This is a genomic window from Pseudomonas amygdali, from assembly GCF_002699855.1.
GTDB lineage: Bacteria > Pseudomonadota > Gammaproteobacteria > Pseudomonadales > Pseudomonadaceae > Aquipseudomonas > Aquipseudomonas amygdali.
On record NZ_LKBW01000284.1, the window covers coordinates 1 to 17,478 of the forward strand.

Genomic DNA, 17,478 nt, shown 5'->3' on the forward strand with positions numbered 1-17,478 from the left:
CCGAGCTGGTAAAACAAGGGCCTGCCTGACGGCAGGCCCTAACCAGCCCGAACACAAAAAAACTGATACTCCCGTTTGTGGCCATCTTTGGCCAGGACGTAATTGTTGCAGGTGCCTGGGTTGACCTTACGCTCGATGGTGCTCGACGGCTCGCCGCCGATGGTCAGGACCTGCTGGCGCGTCATGCCGTTCTCAACCTGCTTGACCAGCGGTTCGTTGCGATAAGTGACGTAATCCACCGGGTTCTGCACGGTTGTGTTACTGCAGCCGGCCATCGTCGCCAATACAAAAGTCGCCGCGAAGATTTTCTTGTACATCGTCATTGCTCCACATGTCAGAGCCGGTCTTGGCCCGGTAGCGCTTTGAGCAGGAAACCGGGCTAAGAGTTCGAAAAAAAGATGGCGATACGGCAGTACCTCTCGCGACAATCCCTGACCGCGAGGTGGCCCTTTGAATATTAGCCAGCACGTTCCCGAAACCGCGAGGTCAATCTGATGGCACGGTCGGACATTAGGGTCCGGCCCTGGGCTCGGTCATCGGTTGTCGGACCGTAGTTCGTTAATCAGCCGCTCCTCAGTGACGGCCAGGAAGATGCGATGAGCGATAAAGAACTGTATGAAATCGAGTACACCTTGCTGGGCGAGCACCACGTAGACGTCATCGAGAATCTGGATGTGCCCATCATCGAAGTGGTACACGAGCTGGCGCTCAAGCACCATGTCGAGCTGGACGATCTTTCAGTCGGTGAAGCCGGCATGGCTCACGCCGCCGGAATCACCGATGTGTCGATTCATAGTGTGGAGGGCAGTGAGGGCAGCGCGACTGCCTAACTCGTCTTTGACCGCAGCGGGGTCGTCCAGCGTTCTGCAAGGATGACGCCGCACAGGGTCAGCGCTCCGCCGAACAGGTGATAGAGCGCAAGTTGTTCGCCCAGCGTCGCCGCGGCGATCAATGCCGTGGCGATCGGCATCAGGTTGAAGAACAGCGTTGTGCGGCTGGGCCCCAGACGCATGATCGAGGTCATCCACAACCATGGCGCAAGCATGGAAGTCGGAATGGCTGCATACAGCACCATCGGAATGTTGCTGGCATTCAAGCCGGTTTTTGCCGACAGGATAAAAGGCGGCAGCAACACGATAAGCGCCAGCAGAATCTGTACGTAAAGCAATTGCAGGGGCGGCAGGCACAATTGCCACTTCTTCAGCAGCGTGCTGTAGACCGCGTACGACGCTGCGGCCACCAGCACCATCGCATCGCCCCGATTGACGCCATGATCGATCAGCCCAGCGGGATTGCCCGCCGACACCACCACTACCACTCCCACGAATGACAGCACAGCGCCCAGCAGTGCGCCACGGGTCAGGCGATTGCCCAGGCAGGCTATCGACAGCCCCAGCGCCATCATGGGCACCAGCGACTGAATGATCCCCATGTTGGTGGCGGTCGTCAGGCTTGCAGCGAAATACGCCAGGCTTTGATACATCGCAGTGCCGAGCACGGCAAGAATGAAAATTTTACCCAGCACCGGTTTGATCGCGGCGCGATTTGCCCAGACAGGCCTGAGCATGAAGGGTGTGAACAGCAAGCCTGCCAGCGCCCAGCGATAAAAGCCTATTTCAGCCGGAAAGATCACTCCGGCAGACGCCTTGGTGACGGCCGTATTGATCGCCCAGATAAGGACTGTAATCAGTGGAAAAGCGTATTGCATGAGGGAATCATCGTTAAAGCGAGGCGTAATTATCCGCCTGTTGGTCGAGAATGCCAGCGGCGATGCAGTGTGCCCCGTCATGGGTCGCAACATCTGACTACACTGAATCACAGCCTGCGCCGTCCGGTGCGGTGGTTCTGGAGAGTTGATCGATGAAGAAGCTCGGTATTCCTTTATTGCTCGTTGGCTTGATGCTGTCTGCTCAGGGGTTCGCGGCGACTGCGCAGCAGGACAAAATGACCACTTGTAATGCCGACGCCAGCGCCAAATCGCTTAAGGGCGATGAGCGCAAGGCGTTCATGAGCACTTGCCTGAAAGCGGCACCAACGCCGGCAGCTACCCAGCAGGACAAGATGAAGACCTGCAATGCGACCGCCAGTACTCAGGCACTCAAGGGCGACGCTCGCAAGAGTTTCATGAGCGATTGTCTCAAGAAGAAATAATTTTCCAGCCAGAGCCATCGCTACAGACAAGGCGCGCGGGTGCAGTAAACACTGCACTTTGGCGCCGTTATCGAGCCGATCATCGGGCAGATGATTGCGCCGCACTTTTTCCGGCTTTCGGATCACTGGTTCTCGACTGAGAAGGCTGGCAGACTGCCCACCTTCCTTGTGTTGCCCGTTGAGGGTCTATGCCAACGTTTTCTGCGCGTCAGGTGTTAATAGCCAGCTGGATTCTTGTATTTGGCGGTCTGTTATTGGTGTTGCCATTCAAGTTGCTGCCCAGCCTGCTGGCCGGACTGTTGGTGTTCGAACTGGTCAACATGCTGACCCCCAAGTTGCAGCGTCTGATCTCTGGCGAACGCGCCCGCTGGCTGGCGGTAGCGCTACTGGGTACTGTGGTGGTCAGCCTGCTGACACTGATTTTTGCCGGTGTCATCAGCTTTGTGCTGCACGAAGCCGAAAACCCCGGGGCCTCGCTGGACAAGTTCATGACCCTGGTGGATCGCGCGCGCGGTCAGCTGCCGCCGTTCATAGATGCCTATCTGCCTGCCAGTGCGGCGGAGTTTCAGGTCTCTCTTGGGCAGTGGCTGCAGAAGCACGTCGGCGAGTTGCAGTTGATCGGCAAGGGCGCAGCACACATGTTCGTTACCATGCTGATCGGCATGGTGCTGGGGGCAATCATCGCCTTGCAGCGTATTTCCGATGTCCATGCGCGCAAGCCGCTGGCGGCCGCACTGTTCGATCGTCTGTATCTGGTCAGTCGCGCATTTCGCAACATCGTTTTCGCCCAGATCAAGATTTCCCTGCTCAATACGGCGTTTACTTCGGTATTCCTGGCCATCGTCCTCCCGTTGTGCGGGATTCACCTGCCGCTGACCAAGACCCTGATCATCATGACCTTCCTGCTCGGCCTGTTGCCGGTGGTGGGTAACCTGATGTCGAATACGCTCATTTTCATTGTCGGCATGTCGATCTCGATCTGGGTAGCGCTGGCTGCGCTGGGTTACCTGATCGTGATTCACAAGGTCGAGTATTTCCTCAATGCACGCATCGTCGGCGGACAGATCAATGCCAAGTCGTGGGAGTTGCTGCTGGCGATGCTGCTGTTCGAAGCCGCCTTCGGCCTGCCGGGTGTGGTGGCAGGGCCGATTTACTATGCGTACCTGAAGAGCGAGTTGCAGAAGGAAGGGTTGGTCTAGGGCGCGTGGATATCTGACTGGCTAGAGTCTGCGGTGCGGCTGGAATCTGTGACGCAGAGCGTCACGAACGGCATTCCCACGCTGGAGCGTGAGGAACGATAGTTCTTTAACTACCGTGCCTGCGCTCCGAGTCATACCACTAGCCGTAACGCTTCTTCGCTTCAATCGCCAGGCCGCTGCCGATGCTGCCGAAGATGTTGCCTTCGACGTGGCGGGCGATGGGCAGCATAGCCGAGACGCTGTTGCGCAGGGCGGGAATGCCGCTGGAGCCGCCGGTGAAGAACACCGTGTTGACCTGCTCGACACTCACGCCCGCGTCGCTGAGCAAGTTCGTCACGCTGTTGCGCACGCGCTCAAGCTGAGCGTCGATTGCCGCCTCGAACATCACCCGGCTCAGGTCCACACTCAATCCTGCTTCCACCCGGTCCATTGGCAGATGGCGGTTTTCAGCGTGGGTCAGCTGGATTTTGGTTTCTTCCACTTCCATGGCCAGCCAGTGCCCGGCGCGCTGTTCGATCAGCTTGAACAGGCGGTCGATGCCACCCGTGTCTTCAATGTCATAACGCATGCTGCCCAGCGCCAGCTGCGACTTTTGCGAGTACACCGCATTGATGGTGTGCCAGGTCGCCAGGTTCATATGGTGGCTGGTCGGCATGTAGGCACCGCTTTTCATACGGCTGCCGTAACCGAACAGCGGCATCACGCCTTGCAGGCTCAGCTGCTTGTCGAAGTCGGTGCCGCCAATGTGCACGCCGCCCGTGGCAAGAATGTCCTGTTGGCGATCATCGTGCTGGCGTCGCTCGGGTGACAGGCGCACCAGCGAGAAGTCCGACGTACCGCCGCCGATGTCGACAATCAGTACCAGCTCTTCGTCTTTGATGGTGGACTCGTAGTCGAATGCCGCAGCAATAGGTTCGAACTGGAACGATACGTCCTTGAAGCCGATCTTGCGGGCCACTTCGGCCAGTGTGTCTTCGGCTTCCTGATCTGCCTGTGCATCGTCATCGACGAAATGCACCGGGCGACCCAGTACCACTTGCTCGAACTCGCGTCCGGCCGTGTGCTCGGCGCGTTTTTTCAGCTCGCCGATAAACAGCGCCAGCAAATCCTTGAACGGCATCGCCGTGCCCAGCACGCTGGTGTCATGCTTGATCAGCTTTGAGCCCAGCAGGCTCTTGAGCGAGCGCATCAGGCGGCCTTCATAACCTTCCAGATACTCGTGCAGCGCCAGGCGGCCATACACCGGGCGGCGTTCTTCCATATTGAAGAACACCACCGACGGTAGAGTAATTTTGTCGTCCTCCAGCGCGATCAACGATTCCACGCCGGGTCGTTGCCAGCCGACGGTGGAATTGGACGTGCCGAAATCGATGCCGCAGGCACGGGCCGGGGATTGGTCATTCATGTCTTTTACGTTCCAGTCAAAAAACGGCCGCGCAGTTTATGTCAGCGCGCGCCAATTGCGTAGCGCGACACGTCGCTTATATTTACTTGGCTGTATTTACCGTCAAGGCTTGAACTGAAGCCCGTTACCCCCGATCTTGAAGGGATTCTCGGTAGACCTGGCTGTCGAACACGATGTTGTCGAGTGATCGACCCGTCTGCAAAGACGGCCGGCTATCTATAAATTTTCGACGTTAGGTAATCCAGATACCTCGTAAACAGAGGGAGCTGGGCGCGTGACGCCAGCGTATATGGCTTTGCCGGATAATTCGGATGGGTGATCGTTACATGGATTTCAAAGACTACTACAAGATACTTGACGTTGAGCCGACTGCGGACGACAAGGCGATCAAGACCGCCTATCGCAAACTGGCGCGCAAGTATCACCCTGACGTCAGCAAGGAAGCAGGCGCTGAAGACAAGTTCAAGGAAGCGTCCGAAGCCTATGAAGTGCTCAGCAGCCCTGATAAGCGCGCTGAGTACGATGAGCTGCGCAAGTACGGTCGGCAGGGTCGTCCGTTCCAGACTCCGCCAGGCTGGCAAAGCCGGGCTGGCGCAGGCGCTGGAGGATTCGAGGAAACGGCAGACTTTTCAGAATTTTTCAGCTCCATTTTCGGCGGCCGGCCACAGCAGGGCGGCCGTACCCGCAACCCCGGGCGTACCGGGCAGGACGTTGAGATGGAGCTGGCAGTCTTCCTTGAGGAGACCTTGTCGGGTGAGTCCAAGCAGGTCAGCTTCAAGGTGCCGCAGCACAGCCCCAACGGGCAGCGCATGAGCGATATCACCAAGACCCTGAACGTGAAGATTCCTGCGGGCGTCGTCGACGGCGAGCGCATTCGCCTCAAGGGCCAGGGCGCGCCTGGAGTGGGCGGGGGTGCCAATGGCGATCTGTACCTGATCATTCGCCTGGCACCGCACCCTCTGTTCGAGGTCGAGGGCCATGATCTGGTCATCACCGTTCCACTGGCGCCCTGGGAAGCAGTGCTGGGCACCAAGGTGGCGGTACCGACGCTGAACAGCAGGATCAACCTGACCATCCGCCCGGACAGTCAGAACGGTCAGCGACTGCGGATCAAGGGTAACGGCTTGATGAACAAGAGCGGCGAGCGGGGCGACCTTTACGCCCAGCTGAAAATCGTCGTGCCCAAGCACACCGACGAGGCAACCCGGGCACTCTGGCAGAAACTGGCAGACAGTGCCTCGTTTGATCCCCGGGCGCAGTGGAAGGGTTGAGCATAGCGGTCTTGCGATTCTGTCTTTTCTGAATGGGCTGATGCGCCACCCGCATCAGCAGGCAATCAGCCTCGCTCAGTTTTTCGGCAGCACCACATTGAAGGTCGTGCCCTCACCAATGGTCGAGGTCACAGTGATGCTGCCACCGTGGGCGTTGACCACTTCCTTGACGATGAACAGGCCAAGACCCAGGCTGGTCGATGTACCGCGTGTTTCGCTGTTTTCCTCGGTGCTGCGCACCAGCGGATCGAAGATCGTCCCGATAGCGTCTTCGGCAATCGGCTTGCCTTCGTTGTGTACCACCAATATCACCGCTTTCTCGGCACCCGTAACACTGACCGTTATCTCGTGACTGGCCGCACCGTGCTGCAGGGCATTGCCGATCAGGTTCTGCAGCATCTGGCTGATCCGCCCGGCGTCCCAGTGCCCTTTGGTGTTGCCTTCGATGTTCAGCACCGGAACAGAGTCCGGTCGCCCGGCGCAGGCTTCCTCGATGGCTTCACGGCAAGCACTGGCCAAATCCATATATTTGCGTTCAACCGGTAGCCCGGCGCCCAGGCGACTGCGCACGAATTCCAGCAGATCGCTGACCATCGAGCCCATATGGCGGGTGCTGGTCTGGATACGCGAAACATAGGACTGGGTCTTTTCGTCCAGCGCTATCTTGCGTGCCAGCAATTCCGTCGACATGCTGACGGCCTGCAGCGGCGCGCGCAGATCGTGACCCAGAATGGCAAGAAATATATCCCGTGAACGGCCAACCCGTTCCGCATAGGCAGCGGTGGATTCGGCAAGCGCCTCGTCGATGGCTTCGTTGAAACGAATCACGTCCTGAAAATCGGCCAGTTGCGGCGTTGCCAGGCTTTCTACCCAGAGGCGGATGACGCTGGCGCGCAGATGGCGAAATTCCGACGTCATCTGCACCAGATCAAAGCCGACCTCATGACGCAACTCGCCATGGCTGCTTCGTCCAGGCTTGGCGTCTTGTTCCGCTCTTCGCCTCTGGCCTTGGCAATCTCCTCGATTTTGCTCTGCACAGTTTTCATGTCCCGTGCAGCTGCGAGCAGAATCGATTTGGCGTGATCGCGCAGCTCCAGCTTGCTCATCGAGTCGGCGGCAGGTTTCAGAGTCCTGGCGAAGTCTTCCCATTCATCGACAATGCGATCCACATGAACAACGATGAACTCGGAAAGGCGCATGGCCGACTACCTTGTTGGAGGAGCGTGACGGAAGATGGCGCATATTATCGCTTTTACATGACACGACAAACAGGGCGTTTACTGTCATTTCTGTCAGTAGACGCCCTTTTTTTGCAGGCCTATGTTCAATCAGCGATTAATTGAATGAGGGGCATGAACATGAGTGTCATCACTGCTACCGATTCAACCTTCCAGAAAGAGGTTGTCGATGCCAGCTGCCACAGGCTTGTGGCGGTGGAGTTCTCGACGAAAGGAAAAGTCAGTAAACGAGGTGATCAAAACGCCAGNAGAAATACGCCGAAAAGGTAAGCCTGATCAGAGTAGAGATCGAGCTGGATTCGGATCTCAAAGACTCTTTGAACCCCGTGACTTCGAACGAGTACGAGATAAATCACGGTCCGACGATGGTTTTTTCAAGGATGGCAAAAGAGTACGGGAAGACCTTGTAGGGCAGCAAACCAGGGAGCGGATGGTGCAAGTGCTGGATGAGTTGCTACTCACCTCATAACCGGAGATTCAGCATGTTGAAGACAGAGTTTGCAGCGTTCGTCGAAGAGCAGATCGCGCTGGCGGGGGAGATACTGGCAGATGCAAAAGTAAGCAAACGGGACTATATGTCGGGAGGCAAACTCAGCGTTTTTCTTGCTCTGCATCGGGTGTTGCAGGGTAAACCGACTGAACAGGATCTGGGCATGTTCGACGCCATCAACGACTCGCTGCAGTCGTTGCAGATACTGAACTCTAAAGAGACATTCCTGGAGCGTCTTGAGCCTTAGGGCTTTAATCCAGTTTGTACGTCAATCCAGTTTGTACGTCGAGCAGCAGGGGCTCAACAAGAGCCCCCACTTTCGAGCGCTTTGCTAGAACAGAAAATACCGTTGTGCCATCGGCAGCACATCGGCCGGTTCGCACCATAGCAACACGCCGTCGGCCTTGACCTGATAGGTCTGTGGGTCAACTTCGATGTCCGGCAGGTAGTCGTTGTGGATCAGGTCTTTCTTCTGCACGGTGCGACAGCCTTTGACTACGCCGATCTGCTTCTTCAGGCCCAGTGACTCCGGTACGCCTGCGTCGAATGCCGCCTGGCTGATAAAGGTCAGGCTGGTTGCATGCAGCGAGCTGCCGTAGCTGGCGAACATGGGGCGGTAGTGAACCGGTTGCGGTGTCGGGATCGAAGCGTTGGCGTCGCCCATCAGGCTGGCGGCAATGGCGCCGCCCTTGAGGATCAGGGTCGGTTTGACGCCGAAGAATGCCGGACGCCACAGCACCAGGTCCGCCCACTTGCCGACTTCGATGGAGCCCACCTCATGGCTGATGCCGTGGGTGATCGCCGGGTTGATGGTGTATTTGGCGATGTAGCGCTTGGCGCGGAAGTTGTCGTTGCCGGGACCGTCCTGCGGCAGGGGGCCGCGCTGCTTCTTCATCTTGTCGGCGGTTTGCCAGGTGCGCATGATCACCTCACCAACCCGGCCCATGGCCTGGCTGTCGGAACTGAGCATCGAAAAGGCACCCAGGTCGTGAAGAATGTCCTCGGCGGCGATGGTTTCCCGGCGTATACGGCTTTCCGCGAATGCCACGTCTTCGGCGATGCTCGGGTCCAGGTGGTGGCAGACCATGAGCATGTCCAGGTGTTCGTCGATGGTGTTACGGGTAAAAGGCCGGGTCGGGTTGGTCGAGCTGGGCAGCACGTTCGGAGAACCACAGGCCTTGATGATATCCGGCGCGTGGCCGCCACCTGCACCTTCAGTGTGGTAGGTGTGGATGGTGCGGTTCTTGAACGCGGCGAGGGTGGTTTCGACGAAACCTGACTCATTCAGCGTGTCGCTGTGAATCGCGACCTGCACGTCGTATTCATCGGCAACGCTCAGGCAGTTGTCGATGGCTGCGGGTGTGGTGCCCCAGTCCTCGTGCAGCTTCAGACCGATAGCGCCCGCCTTGACCTGCTCGATCAGCGGGCCGGGCAGGCTGACGTTGCCCTTGCCGGTGAAGCCAATGTTCATCGGAAACGAATCCGAAGCCTGGAGCATGCGCGCCATGTGCCACGGACCGGGCGTGACCGTGGTGGCGTTAGTGCCAGTGGCGGGGCCGGTGCCGCCGCCGATCATGGTAGTCACGCCGCTCATCAGCGCTTCTTCGATCTGTTGTGGGCAGATGAAGTGGATGTGCGTATCGACGCCGCCAGCGGTGAGGATCATGCCTTCACCGGCAATGACTTCGGTGGCCGCGCCGACCGCAATGGTCACGTCTGGCTGGATGTCCGGGTTACCGGCCTTGCCGATGGCTGCGATGCGTCCATTCTTGATGCCGACGTCAGCCTTGACGATGCCCCAATGGTCGATGATCAGGGCGTTGGTGATCAGCGTGTCGACCACATCGGCGGCCATTAGCTGGCCTTGGCCCATGCCGTCACGGATGACCTTGCCACCGCCGAACTTCACTTCTTCGCCATAGGTGGTGAAGTCCTTCTCGACCTCGATCCACAGCTCGGTGTCGGCCAGGCGAACCTTGTCGCCGACGGTGGGGCCGAACATGTCTGCGTAGGCTTGTCGGCTTATCTTCATCTTTCGTACCTCGGATTCAGAGCGGCAAGCTGCAGGCCGCAAACTGTAAGTTTTTCAAAGCGACCAGCGGCGAGCTGCAAGTCGTTAGTCGTCAAAGCTTTTGATCCTCGTGCCGAGTGCCCATCGTCATACACACGTCCCGATTGGATGCCTGCATGACCGTTGCGGCGATCCGCATTGCTCACGAAGACGTTAGTCCGAACGCCCTGTTTCTGGAGGCTGTACCGGCCTCTTCGCGAACAAGTTCGCTCCTACGGCCTTCGGCCAGAATCAAAAGCAGACTTGTATGTAACGATGAACGCGGAGCGTAGGAACGGTATTCAAAAAGGCTTCAATCCAGATCGCCCATTACCCGTCCGGCAAAGCCGTAGACCTTGCGCAATCCGGCCAGGTCCACCAGCTCGACTTCACGGGACTGGCCCGGCTCGAAGCGCACGGCGGTGCCGGCCGGGATATTCAGGCGCATGCCGCGGCTGGCGGCGCGATCAAAGGTCAGTGCGTCATTGGTTTCGAAAAAGTGGAAATGCGAGCCCACCTGAATCGGCCGGTCGCCGCTGTTGGCAACCGTCAGGCTGAGGGTACGGCGTCCGGCGTTGAGTTCGATATCGCCGGGCTGGATCTGGTATTGACCAGGGATCATGTCGGTTGCCCCAAGGTTTTGAAATAAATGGCGGTCGGATGAAGGCGACCGTCCGGTGTGGCGCAGTAGCCTGGCAGTTCGCCGACGCGGGTGTAGGCCAGCGCGCTATAGAACGCTTCAGCCACCGAGCCCGCTTCGGTGTCCAGGTGCAGCAGCCCGCGTTTGTGTTTTACTGCAACCTGCTCGACTTCGTCCATCAGTTGCCTGCCCAGACCACGACCTCGGGCGCTGGGCAGCACCATCAGTTTCTGCACTTCGGCGCGGTTCAGGCCATTGGGCTTCTGGCACAGTGACAACTGCGCGCTGGCCAGCACATTATCGTCTTCGGCCACCACCCACAGCAGCAGACTGCCTGCGGCGATATCGGCCTTCAGGCCATCGCACCAAGCGTACGCCTGCTGCATATCCAGATCAGCCATGAACCCCACCGATGCGCCGCCGTGAACCGTTTCAAACAGCAACTGCGCCAGACCATGGCGATAATGGGCGAAGCTTTCAGCGGTAACACGTCGCAGTTGTGCATGGTTCATGGCGTGCTCTCTAGAAGGGCTTGGGTGCTTGTGACGCGGGTGCCGGAACACCGGGCGACAAATCCAGTTGCATGAAGGTCAGGTCCAGCCAGCGGCCGAACTTGGTGCCGACTTGCGGCATCTGTCCGGTAGTCTTGAAGCCGAGGCGTTCATGCAGGGCGATGGAGGCCGCGTTGCCGCTTTCGATGGCGGCTACCATCATGTGTTTCTCACAGTCTCTGGCTCGTTCGATCAGCGATGCCATCAGGCGCGGCCCCAGCCCCTTGCCGCGCTGGTCTGCGCGAACATAGACCGAATGCTCCACCGTATGGCGAAACCCTTCGAAGGGGCGCCAGTCGCCAAACGATGAGTAGCCCAGCACCTCGCCTGCGTGGTCGACGGCCACCAGAATTGGATACGCCTGACTCTGGCGAGCTGCGTACCAGGCCTGGCGGTTGGCCAGGTCGACCGGTTGTTCATTCCAGATAGCCGTGGTGTTGAGCACTGCGTCGTTGTAGATGGCCAGAATGCCTGGCAGATCGACCGGCAGGGCATCGCGAATCACGTCTTGCATGATCACTCCCTCAGGCAATCGGCTGATGCACGGTGACCAGTTTGGTGCCGTCCGGGAAGGTGGCTTCCACCTGAATCTCCGGGATCATCTCCGCAATGCCTTCCATGACCTGATCGCGGGTCAGCAGGGTCGTGCCGTAGTGCATGAGGTCAGCGACGGTCTGCCCGTCACGCGCACCTTCAAGCAGCGCCGCAGAGATGTAGGCCATGGCTTCCGGGTAATTGAGCTTCACGCCGCGCGCCAGACGCCGTTCGGCAACCAGTCCGGCAGTGAATATCAGCAGCTTGTCTTTTTCGCGTGGTGTCAGGTCCATGGGGCTTCCGTTTGTTCAAATTCGGTGGTTGATCGTTCCCAGGCTTGAGCCCTCATCGTTATGTATAAGTCTGTTTTGGGGTCTGGCCGAAGGCCGTGGGAGCGAACTTGTTCGAGAAGGGGCCGGTGTAGTCGCCGAAAATGCAGCGCCTAAAACATTGTCTTCGCGAACACGTTCGCTCCCACGCCCTGCGGGCAGAAGCGCTAAAAGCCCCCGATTTTCGGGCTTTTCAGGACTTATGTATCACGCTGAGTGTATCAGCGCCGAGGGTGTAGCCTGGAATGCAGAGCGTCCAGTCATCAATCAGGTGTTCCAGATTCTTGGCGTTACCGCCTCGCGTCCCAGCAGGGCAGGGCGCAGGTATTTCCAGATTTGTATCAGCCAGGCGCGCGCGTGCAATGCTTCGTCTGCCAGGCAGCGAGCCACTACAAGGCCCGGCAATTGGGTCAGATCACCGCGTACCGGGTTGGGCATCGACAGCGAGCGACAGGCCTCAAGCAGATCGCTGCTCACTTCACCGGTCAGCAGCAGGGTGGCGAATACCGTTTTGCCGTCCAGGCCGATGGGCGAGTCCAGCAGCCCGTCGCCACCGATAATGCGTTGCCGTTCGTGCCAGAGCAATGTGCCGTCGCGGCGGATATCCAGATGCGACTGAAAATGTCCCTGCTCGAAACGCTCGCCGCTGGCCGGACGGCCCAGTGCTACTACATCCCAGTAGCATAGCTTCGCGTCACCGTGTAGTTCTATGCGGGTGGTAAGTTCTGCCTGGGCATTGCTGAAGACGATGGTTTCCTGCGGCAGCCATTCCAGTGTCGCGCCGGGGTGGACGTGCAGTTCAAGTTGCTGAAAGGCCGGGCTGGCGGCGCGATACCATTTCGCTGCGCCGGGGCTGGTCAGTTGTGCCCAGGCATCGGCACCGACCGTGGCTGAAATGTCCAGCCGGTCTCCCCCGGCGATACCGCCCGGTGGGTGAACGATGATGTGCTGGCACACCTGCGGTCCTTCGGCATACAGATGCTTTTGCACCCGCAGCGGCCCTTTGTGGCGACGTTGGGTCGGGCGTGTGCAGTCATCGAAACGGCCATAACCCAATTCCAGCTCGGCATGCCAGCTGGGGGTAAAAAGGGCGGTGTTGGCAGGCAGATTCATGGTGTCTTCATTGGATTGTCGAGTGCAGCACGATAACGGATTGGCGCATTAATTAAATAGTCACCAGACCGCGAACCCCTTCGGTCTCCATGTTCTCGCCACGGCCCTGCTGGACGATTTCTCCCCGCGACATCACCAGGTATTGATCGGCCAGTTCCGCCGCGAAGTCGTAGAACTGCTCGACCAGCAGAATCGCCATGTCGCCGCGCTCGGCCAGTTTTTTGATCACTGCGCCGATTTCCTTGATCACCGAGGGCTGAATACCTTCGGTGGGTTCGTCGAGAATCAGTAAGCGTGGACGACTCGCCAATGCCCGGCCTATCGCCAATTGCTGCTGCTGACCACCGGACAGATCGCCGCCACGCCGATGTTTCATCTGCAGCAGCACCGGGAACAGCTCGTAGATAAATGCCGGCACTTCCTTGGCTTCGGAGCCCGGAAAGCGTGACAGGCCCATCATCAGGTTTTCCTCGACCGTCAGCCGGCCGAATATTTCCCGGCCTTGCGGCACATAAGCAATCCCGGCATGCACCCGCTGATGCGTCTTGAACTGGGTGATGGCCTTGCCTTCCCATTGCACCGAGCCTTCCTTCGACGGCAACAAGCCCATCAGCACACGCAACAGCGTGGTCTTGCCTACGCCATTGCGGCCCAGCAGGCAGGTGACTTCACCGACCTTCACATCAAACGACAGACCACGAAGAATGTGGCTGCCACCGTAATACTGATGAAGCTTTTCGACCTGGAGCATGGTGAATGTTCTCGTCGGTTGCAGCGTAATCGTAATGTTGGGACGCGGGGCGTCTGGACAGGTATTTCCGTGCCGCGCGCCGATCAGTTCGTTGCGTCAGCGCCCTAAATACACTTCGATTACGCGTTCGTCGGCCTGCACGTCGTTCAGCGAGCCTTCGGCCAATACGCTGCCTTGGTGCAGCACGGTGACGTGGTCGGCAATCGAGCCGACGAAGCCCATGTCATGCTCGACCACCATCAGTGAGTGTTTGCCGGCCAGGCCCTTGAACAGCTCGGCGGTGAATTCGGTTTCGGCGTCGGTCATGCCCGCCACCGGCTCGTCGAGCAGCAGCAATTGCGGGTCCTGAACCAGCAGCATGCCGATCTCCAGAAACTGCTTCTGGCCGTGAGACAGCAAGCCCGCCGGGCGGTGCATGGAGGTGGTCAGGCGAATGGTTTCCAGGACTTCGCGTATCCGGTCCTGCTGTTCGCCGCTCAACCGCGCACGCAAACTGGCCCATACCGATTTGTCGGTCTTTTGAGCCAGTTCAAGGTTCTCGAGCACGCTCAAGGCTTCGAACACCGTCGGCTTCTGGAACTTTCGGCCAATTCCGGCCTGAGCAATCTGCACTTCGCTCATCTGCGTCAGGTCCAGCGTTTCGCCGAACCAGGCCTTGCCGTGGCTGGGGCGGGGCTTGCCGGTGATGACGTCCATCAGCGTGGTCTTGCCAGCGCCGTTGGGGCCGATGATGCAGCGCAGCTCGCCCACGCCGATGTACAGATTCAGATCGTTCAGTGCCTTGAAACCGTCGAAGCTGACGCTGATGTCTTCCAGCGTCAGGATCGTGCCGTGTCGTGTGTTCAGCCCTTTACCAGCGCTTTTGCCAAGGCCTACCGCATCGCGGCTGGTGCCTGCATCAGAGTTGGGTGCCAGAACCGGTTCAAGCATGAACGACGGGGTAGGAGTGGTTTTCATTGCTCGCTCCTTTTCTTCAGCAAGCCGATCACGCCTTTGGGCAGGTACAGCGTGACGATGATGAACAGCGCGCCGAGAAAGAACAGCCAGTATTCCGGGAAAGCCACGGTGAACCAGCTTTTCATGCCGTTCACCAGACCCGCGCCCAGCAATGGGCCGATCAACGTGCCACGGCCGCCCAATGCTACCCACACTGCTGCTTCGATAGAGTTGGTCGGCGACATTTCGCTGGGGTTGATGATGCCGACCTGCGGCACATACAGGGCCCCGGCCAGGCCGCACAGTATGGCACTCAAGACCCAGACAAACAGCTTGAAGCCGCGCGGATCGTAACCGCAGAACATCAGGCGGTTTTCCGCATCACGCAACGCCGTCAGAACCCGGCCGAACTTGCTCTGCGCCAGGCGCCAGCCGATGTACAGGCTGGCAATCAGCAATAAGACTGTCGCTAGGAACAGCGTTGCTCTGGTTCCTTGGGAACTGATGCTGAAACCCAGAATGCTGCGAAAGTTGGTAAACCCGTTGTTGCCGCCAAAGCCGGTCTCGTTGCGAAAGAACAGCAGCATGCCGGCAAACGTCAGGGCCTGGGTCATGATCGAGAAATACACGCCTTTGATCCGCGAGCGGAAGGCGAAGAAGCCGAACACCAGCGCCAGCAGCCCAGGTGCGAGCACCACCAGACACAGCGCCCAGAGGAAATTGTCGGTGCCTGCCCAGTACCACGGCAGTTCGGTCCACGACAGGAACGTCATGAACGCAGGCAAACCATCACCTGCGGCCTGGCGCATCAGGTACATGCCCATGGCATAGCCGCCCAGTGCGAAGAACAGGCCGTGGCCCAGCGACAATAGCCCGGCGTAGCCCCAGACCAGATCCAGCGCCAGGGCGACAATGGCGTAGCAGAGGATTTTGCCCACCAGGGTCAAGGTGTAGGCCGAGACCTGAAAGCTGTTATCGGCAGGCAACAACGACAGCAACGGCAGTGCCAGCAGCACAGCCAGTATCACAATGCCTGCGGTCAACTTGCCTTTGGGGCCGACTTTTTGTGCGGCAGTTACCATCAATGGCTGGCTCATCAGTCGATCACCCGTCCTTTCAATGCGAAGAGGCCTTGCGGACGTTTCTGGATAAACAGAATGATCAGCGCCAGTATCAGGATCTTGCCCAATACAGCGCCGATTTGCGGTTCGAGAATCTTGTTGGCAATGCCCAGCCCGAAGGCCGCCATCACGCTACCGGCCAGTTGCCCGACACCGCCGAGCACCACCACCAGGAATGAGTCGATGATGTAGCTTTGGCCAAGGTCGGGGCCGACGTTGCCGATCTGGCTCAGGGCGACGCCGCCCAGACCTGCAATGCCCGAGCCCAGACCGAATGCCATCATGTCGATGCGCCCGGTCGGCACACCGCAGCAGGCAGCCATGTTGCGGTTCTGGGTGACGGCGCGCACGTTCAGACCCAGTCGGGTCTTGTTCAACAGCAGCCAGGTCAACACGACCACGAACAGGGCGAAGGCGATGATCACGATGCGGTTGTAAGGCAATACCAGGTTAGGCAACACCTGAATGCCGCCTGACAGCCATTGCGGGTTGGCGACTTCAACGTTCTGCGCGCCGAAGGCCAGACGTACGGCCTGAATCAGCATCAGGCTAATGCCCCAGGTGGCGAGCAGGGTTTCCAGTGGACGGCCATACAAGTGACGGATGACCGTACGTTCCAGGGCCATGCCGATCACGGCGGTGACAAAGAACGCCACCGGCAGTGCGATCAGCGGATAGTATTCGATGGCGCCCGGCGCATAGCGCTGCAGCATCAGTTGCACGACATAGGTTGAATAGGCGCCCAGCATCAGCATCTCGCCATGGGCCATGTTGATCACCCCAAGCAGGCCGAAGGTGATCGCCAGGCCCAGCGCCGCCAGCAGCAGGATCGACCCCAGCGATATGCCGCTGAACGCCTGACCGAGGATTTCGCCGATCATCAGCTTGCGCTTCACCTGTGCCAGGCTGGTTTCAGCCGCCACGCGTACCGAAGCGTCGGTTTCCACTCCGGGCGCCAGCAATGATTCAAGACGGGTACGCGCCAGCGGGTCACCGGTTTCACCCAGCAGTCGCACGGCAGCCAGACGTACTGTCGGGATGGAGTCGACCATTTGCAGGTTGGCCAGCGCCAGGGCCAGCGCGCTTTTGACGCTGGAATCGGTTTCGCTGGCGACACGTTCGGTCAGCAGCTCCAGTTGTGCAGGGCGAGCGCTTTTTTGCAATTGCAGGGCTGCTGCCATGCGCAGTTGCGTATCGGCTGCCAGCAGTTGGTGGCTGGCCAGCGCTGTTTCAATCAGACCACGCAGCCGGTTGTTCAGGCGCAGTTTGCGCGTTTCGTCAGGAGTTGGGGCGTCGGCTGCTGCCGGGGCTTGTGCATCGGCCGGCACGTATTGATCGTTGTTTTCGATCCAGGCGCGCTTGCTGCTGTCGGCGGCAACACGGCCATCGCGCAGAGCTTCAAGCAGTTCAACGCGTTCCGCTGTCGGCTTGGCTGCCCAGGCCTCCAGCAGCTCGGCCTGTTGTGCAGAACTGGCTGCGACAAAATCACTGGCATCGCTGGCCTGAGCTGCAAGGGGCAGCAGCAGGCTGATAGCGAGGATGAAACGGTAGTAGAAGTAGGAAGGCATATCAATATGGCCTTGATTGAGTGTGGCGCCGTCTGCTCTTGATTCTGGCCGAAGGCCGTGGGAGTGAACTTGTTCACGAAAGGGCCGTTACATTCACTGAAGATGTATCGTTTGAACAGCCGCCTTCGCGG

The 17,478-nt window shown here is 59.0% G+C and carries 17 protein-coding genes and 2 pseudogenes; 5 read left to right on the forward strand and 14 right to left on the reverse strand.

The window, feature by feature from the left end:
- Positions 1–65 precede the first annotated feature (65 nt).
- A pseudogene (osmE, locus tag AO277_RS20765) lies at positions 66–317 on the reverse strand (osmotically-inducible lipoprotein OsmE); the annotation flags it as partial.
- A gap of 279 nt (positions 318–596) precedes the next feature.
- Between osmE and AO277_RS20770 the strand changes: the two are divergent.
- Positions 597–830 carry a hypothetical protein gene (locus AO277_RS20770; protein WP_002555412.1) on the forward strand — a complete coding sequence of 78 codons (234 nt, stop codon included), beginning with the start codon at positions 597–599 and terminating at the stop codon, positions 828–830.
- Here the strand turns inward: AO277_RS20770 and AO277_RS20775 are convergent.
- A complete protein-coding gene (locus AO277_RS20775; RefSeq protein WP_002555411.1) occupies positions 827–1,708 on the reverse strand; it encodes a DMT family transporter in 882 nt (293 codons plus the stop codon). The genes AO277_RS20770 and AO277_RS20775 overlap by 4 nt on opposite strands.
- Before the next feature lie 152 nt (positions 1,709–1,860).
- On the opposite strand from AO277_RS20775, the gene AO277_RS20780 reads away from it, so the two are divergent.
- Together AO277_RS20780 and AO277_RS20785 are read left to right on the forward strand one after the other, a co-directional pair.
- Complete coding sequence (locus tag AO277_RS20780; protein WP_044318715.1) at positions 1,861–2,151, forward strand: PsiF family protein; 291 nt, start codon at positions 1,861–1,863, stop codon at positions 2,149–2,151.
- Positions 2,152–2,339: 188 nt separating this feature from the next.
- Positions 2,340–3,350: an AI-2E family transporter gene (locus AO277_RS20785; protein WP_002555409.1), complete on the forward strand. Its 1,011-nt coding sequence runs from the start codon at positions 2,340–2,342 to the stop codon at positions 3,348–3,350.
- A 139-nt stretch (positions 3,351–3,489) separates the two neighbouring features.
- Here AO277_RS20785 and AO277_RS20795 read toward each other — a convergent pair whose 3' ends face one another.
- Entirely contained in the window at positions 3,490–4,755 is a 1,266-nt protein-coding gene (locus AO277_RS20795; protein WP_044318716.1) for an Hsp70 family protein, read from the reverse strand.
- A 326-nt stretch (positions 4,756–5,081) separates the two neighbouring features.
- On the opposite strand from AO277_RS20795, the gene cbpA reads away from it, so the two are divergent.
- Positions 5,082–6,026, forward strand: coding sequence for a curved DNA-binding protein (gene cbpA / locus AO277_RS20800; protein WP_005732125.1), 945 nt, complete (start codon positions 5,082–5,084; stop codon positions 6,024–6,026).
- A gap of 75 nt (positions 6,027–6,101) precedes the next feature.
- Here cbpA and AO277_RS20805 read toward each other — a convergent pair.
- Positions 6,102–7,225, reverse strand: a pseudogene (locus AO277_RS20805) (sensor histidine kinase).
- Between the two features lie 521 nt (positions 7,226–7,746).
- Here AO277_RS20805 and AO277_RS20815 point away from each other — a divergent pair.
- Positions 7,747–8,001 carry a hypothetical protein gene (locus AO277_RS20815; RefSeq protein WP_005732129.1) on the forward strand — a complete coding sequence of 85 codons (255 nt, stop codon included), beginning with the start codon at positions 7,747–7,749 and terminating at the stop codon, positions 7,999–8,001.
- Positions 8,002–8,085: 84 nt separating this feature from the next.
- Here the strand turns inward: AO277_RS20815 and ureC are convergent, their stop codons facing one another.
- The 10 genes from ureC to urtB all read right to left on the reverse strand — a co-directional run bounded on the left by ureC (position 8,086) and on the right by urtB (position 17,347).
- Positions 8,086–9,786 carry an urease subunit alpha gene (gene ureC, locus AO277_RS20820; protein WP_002555404.1) on the reverse strand — a complete coding sequence of 567 codons (1,701 nt, stop codon included), beginning with the start codon at positions 9,784–9,786 and terminating at the stop codon, positions 8,086–8,088.
- 331 nt (positions 9,787–10,117) lie between these two features.
- Complete coding sequence (locus AO277_RS20825) at positions 10,118–10,426, reverse strand: urease subunit beta (RefSeq protein ID WP_002555403.1); 309 nt, start codon at positions 10,424–10,426, stop codon at positions 10,118–10,120.
- The gene (gene ttr / locus AO277_RS20830) at positions 10,423–10,956 is read right to left on the reverse strand and encodes a tabtoxinine-beta-lactam acetyltransferase Ttr (RefSeq protein WP_002555402.1); all 534 of its coding nucleotides are present in this window, start codon (positions 10,954–10,956) and stop codon (positions 10,423–10,425) included. The genes AO277_RS20825 and ttr overlap by 4 nt, the downstream gene beginning before the upstream one ends.
- Before the next feature lie 10 nt (positions 10,957–10,966).
- Positions 10,967–11,509 carry a GNAT family N-acetyltransferase gene (locus AO277_RS20835; RefSeq protein WP_005732132.1) on the reverse strand — a complete coding sequence of 181 codons (543 nt, stop codon included), beginning with the start codon at positions 11,507–11,509 and terminating at the stop codon, positions 10,967–10,969.
- A gap of 10 nt (positions 11,510–11,519) precedes the next feature.
- Positions 11,520–11,822 (reverse strand): urease subunit gamma, encoded by a 303-nt coding sequence (gene ureA, locus AO277_RS20840; RefSeq protein ID WP_002555400.1) that lies wholly within the window; start codon positions 11,820–11,822, stop codon positions 11,520–11,522.
- Positions 11,823–12,125: 303 nt separating this feature from the next.
- On the reverse strand, positions 12,126–12,971 hold the full coding sequence (locus tag AO277_RS20845) for an urease accessory protein UreD (RefSeq protein WP_002555399.1): 846 nt from the start codon (positions 12,969–12,971) through the stop codon (positions 12,126–12,128).
- Between the two features lie 52 nt (positions 12,972–13,023).
- Positions 13,024–13,722 (reverse strand): urea ABC transporter ATP-binding subunit UrtE, encoded by a 699-nt coding sequence (gene urtE, locus AO277_RS20850; protein WP_044318717.1) that lies wholly within the window; start codon positions 13,720–13,722, stop codon positions 13,024–13,026.
- A gap of 96 nt (positions 13,723–13,818) precedes the next feature.
- The gene (gene urtD, locus AO277_RS20855; protein WP_099259108.1) at positions 13,819–14,679 is read right to left on the reverse strand and encodes an urea ABC transporter ATP-binding protein UrtD; all 861 of its coding nucleotides are present in this window, start codon (positions 14,677–14,679) and stop codon (positions 13,819–13,821) included.
- Positions 14,676–15,755, reverse strand: coding sequence for an urea ABC transporter permease subunit UrtC (gene urtC, locus AO277_RS20860; protein ID WP_044318719.1), 1,080 nt, complete (start codon positions 15,753–15,755; stop codon positions 14,676–14,678). The genes urtD and urtC overlap by 4 nt, the downstream gene beginning before the upstream one ends.
- Positions 15,755–17,347 carry an urea ABC transporter permease subunit UrtB gene (gene urtB / locus AO277_RS20865; protein WP_044318720.1) on the reverse strand — a complete coding sequence of 531 codons (1,593 nt, stop codon included), beginning with the start codon at positions 17,345–17,347 and terminating at the stop codon, positions 15,755–15,757. The genes urtC and urtB overlap by 1 nt, the downstream gene beginning before the upstream one ends.
- Positions 17,348–17,478: the final 131 nt, after the last annotated feature.

Coding starts and splice junctions, on each gene's coding strand:
- AO277_RS20770 (WP_002555412.1), top strand. CDS start 597: ATGAGCGATAAAGAACTGTATGAAATCGAGTACACCTTGCTGGGCGAG.
- AO277_RS20775 (WP_002555411.1), bottom strand. CDS start 1,708: ATGCAATACGCTTTTCCACTGATTACAGTCCTTATCTGGGCGATCAAT.
- AO277_RS20780 (WP_044318715.1), top strand. CDS start 1,861: ATGAAGAAGCTCGGTATTCCTTTATTGCTCGTTGGCTTGATGCTGTCT.
- AO277_RS20785 (WP_002555409.1), top strand. CDS start 2,340: ATGCCAACGTTTTCTGCGCGTCAGGTGTTAATAGCCAGCTGGATTCTT.
- AO277_RS20795 (WP_044318716.1), bottom strand. CDS start 4,755: ATGAATGACCAATCCCCGGCCCGTGCCTGCGGCATCGATTTCGGCACG.
- cbpA (WP_005732125.1), top strand. CDS start 5,082: ATGGATTTCAAAGACTACTACAAGATACTTGACGTTGAGCCGACTGCG.
- AO277_RS20815 (WP_005732129.1), top strand. CDS start 7,747: ATGTTGAAGACAGAGTTTGCAGCGTTCGTCGAAGAGCAGATCGCGCTG.
- ureC (WP_002555404.1), bottom strand. CDS start 9,786: ATGAAGATAAGCCGACAAGCCTACGCAGACATGTTCGGCCCCACCGTC.
- AO277_RS20825 (WP_002555403.1), bottom strand. CDS start 10,426: ATGATCCCTGGTCAATACCAGATCCAGCCCGGCGATATCGAACTCAAC.
- ttr (WP_002555402.1), bottom strand. CDS start 10,956: ATGAACCATGCACAACTGCGACGTGTTACCGCTGAAAGCTTCGCCCAT.
- AO277_RS20835 (WP_005732132.1), bottom strand. CDS start 11,509: ATGCAAGACGTGATTCGCGATGCCCTGCCGGTCGATCTGCCAGGCATT.
- ureA (WP_002555400.1), bottom strand. CDS start 11,822: ATGGACCTGACACCACGCGAAAAAGACAAGCTGCTGATATTCACTGCC.
- AO277_RS20845 (WP_002555399.1), bottom strand. CDS start 12,971: ATGAATCTGCCTGCCAACACCGCCCTTTTTACCCCCAGCTGGCATGCC.
- urtE (WP_044318717.1), bottom strand. CDS start 13,722: ATGCTCCAGGTCGAAAAGCTTCATCAGTATTACGGTGGCAGCCACATT.
- urtD (WP_099259108.1), bottom strand. CDS start 14,679: ATGAAAACCACTCCTACCCCGTCGTTCATGCTTGAACCGGTTCTGGCA.
- urtC (WP_044318719.1), bottom strand. CDS start 15,755: ATGAGCCAGCCATTGATGGTAACTGCCGCACAAAAAGTCGGCCCCAAA.
- urtB (WP_044318720.1), bottom strand. CDS start 17,347: ATGCCTTCCTACTTCTACTACCGTTTCATCCTCGCTATCAGCCTGCTG.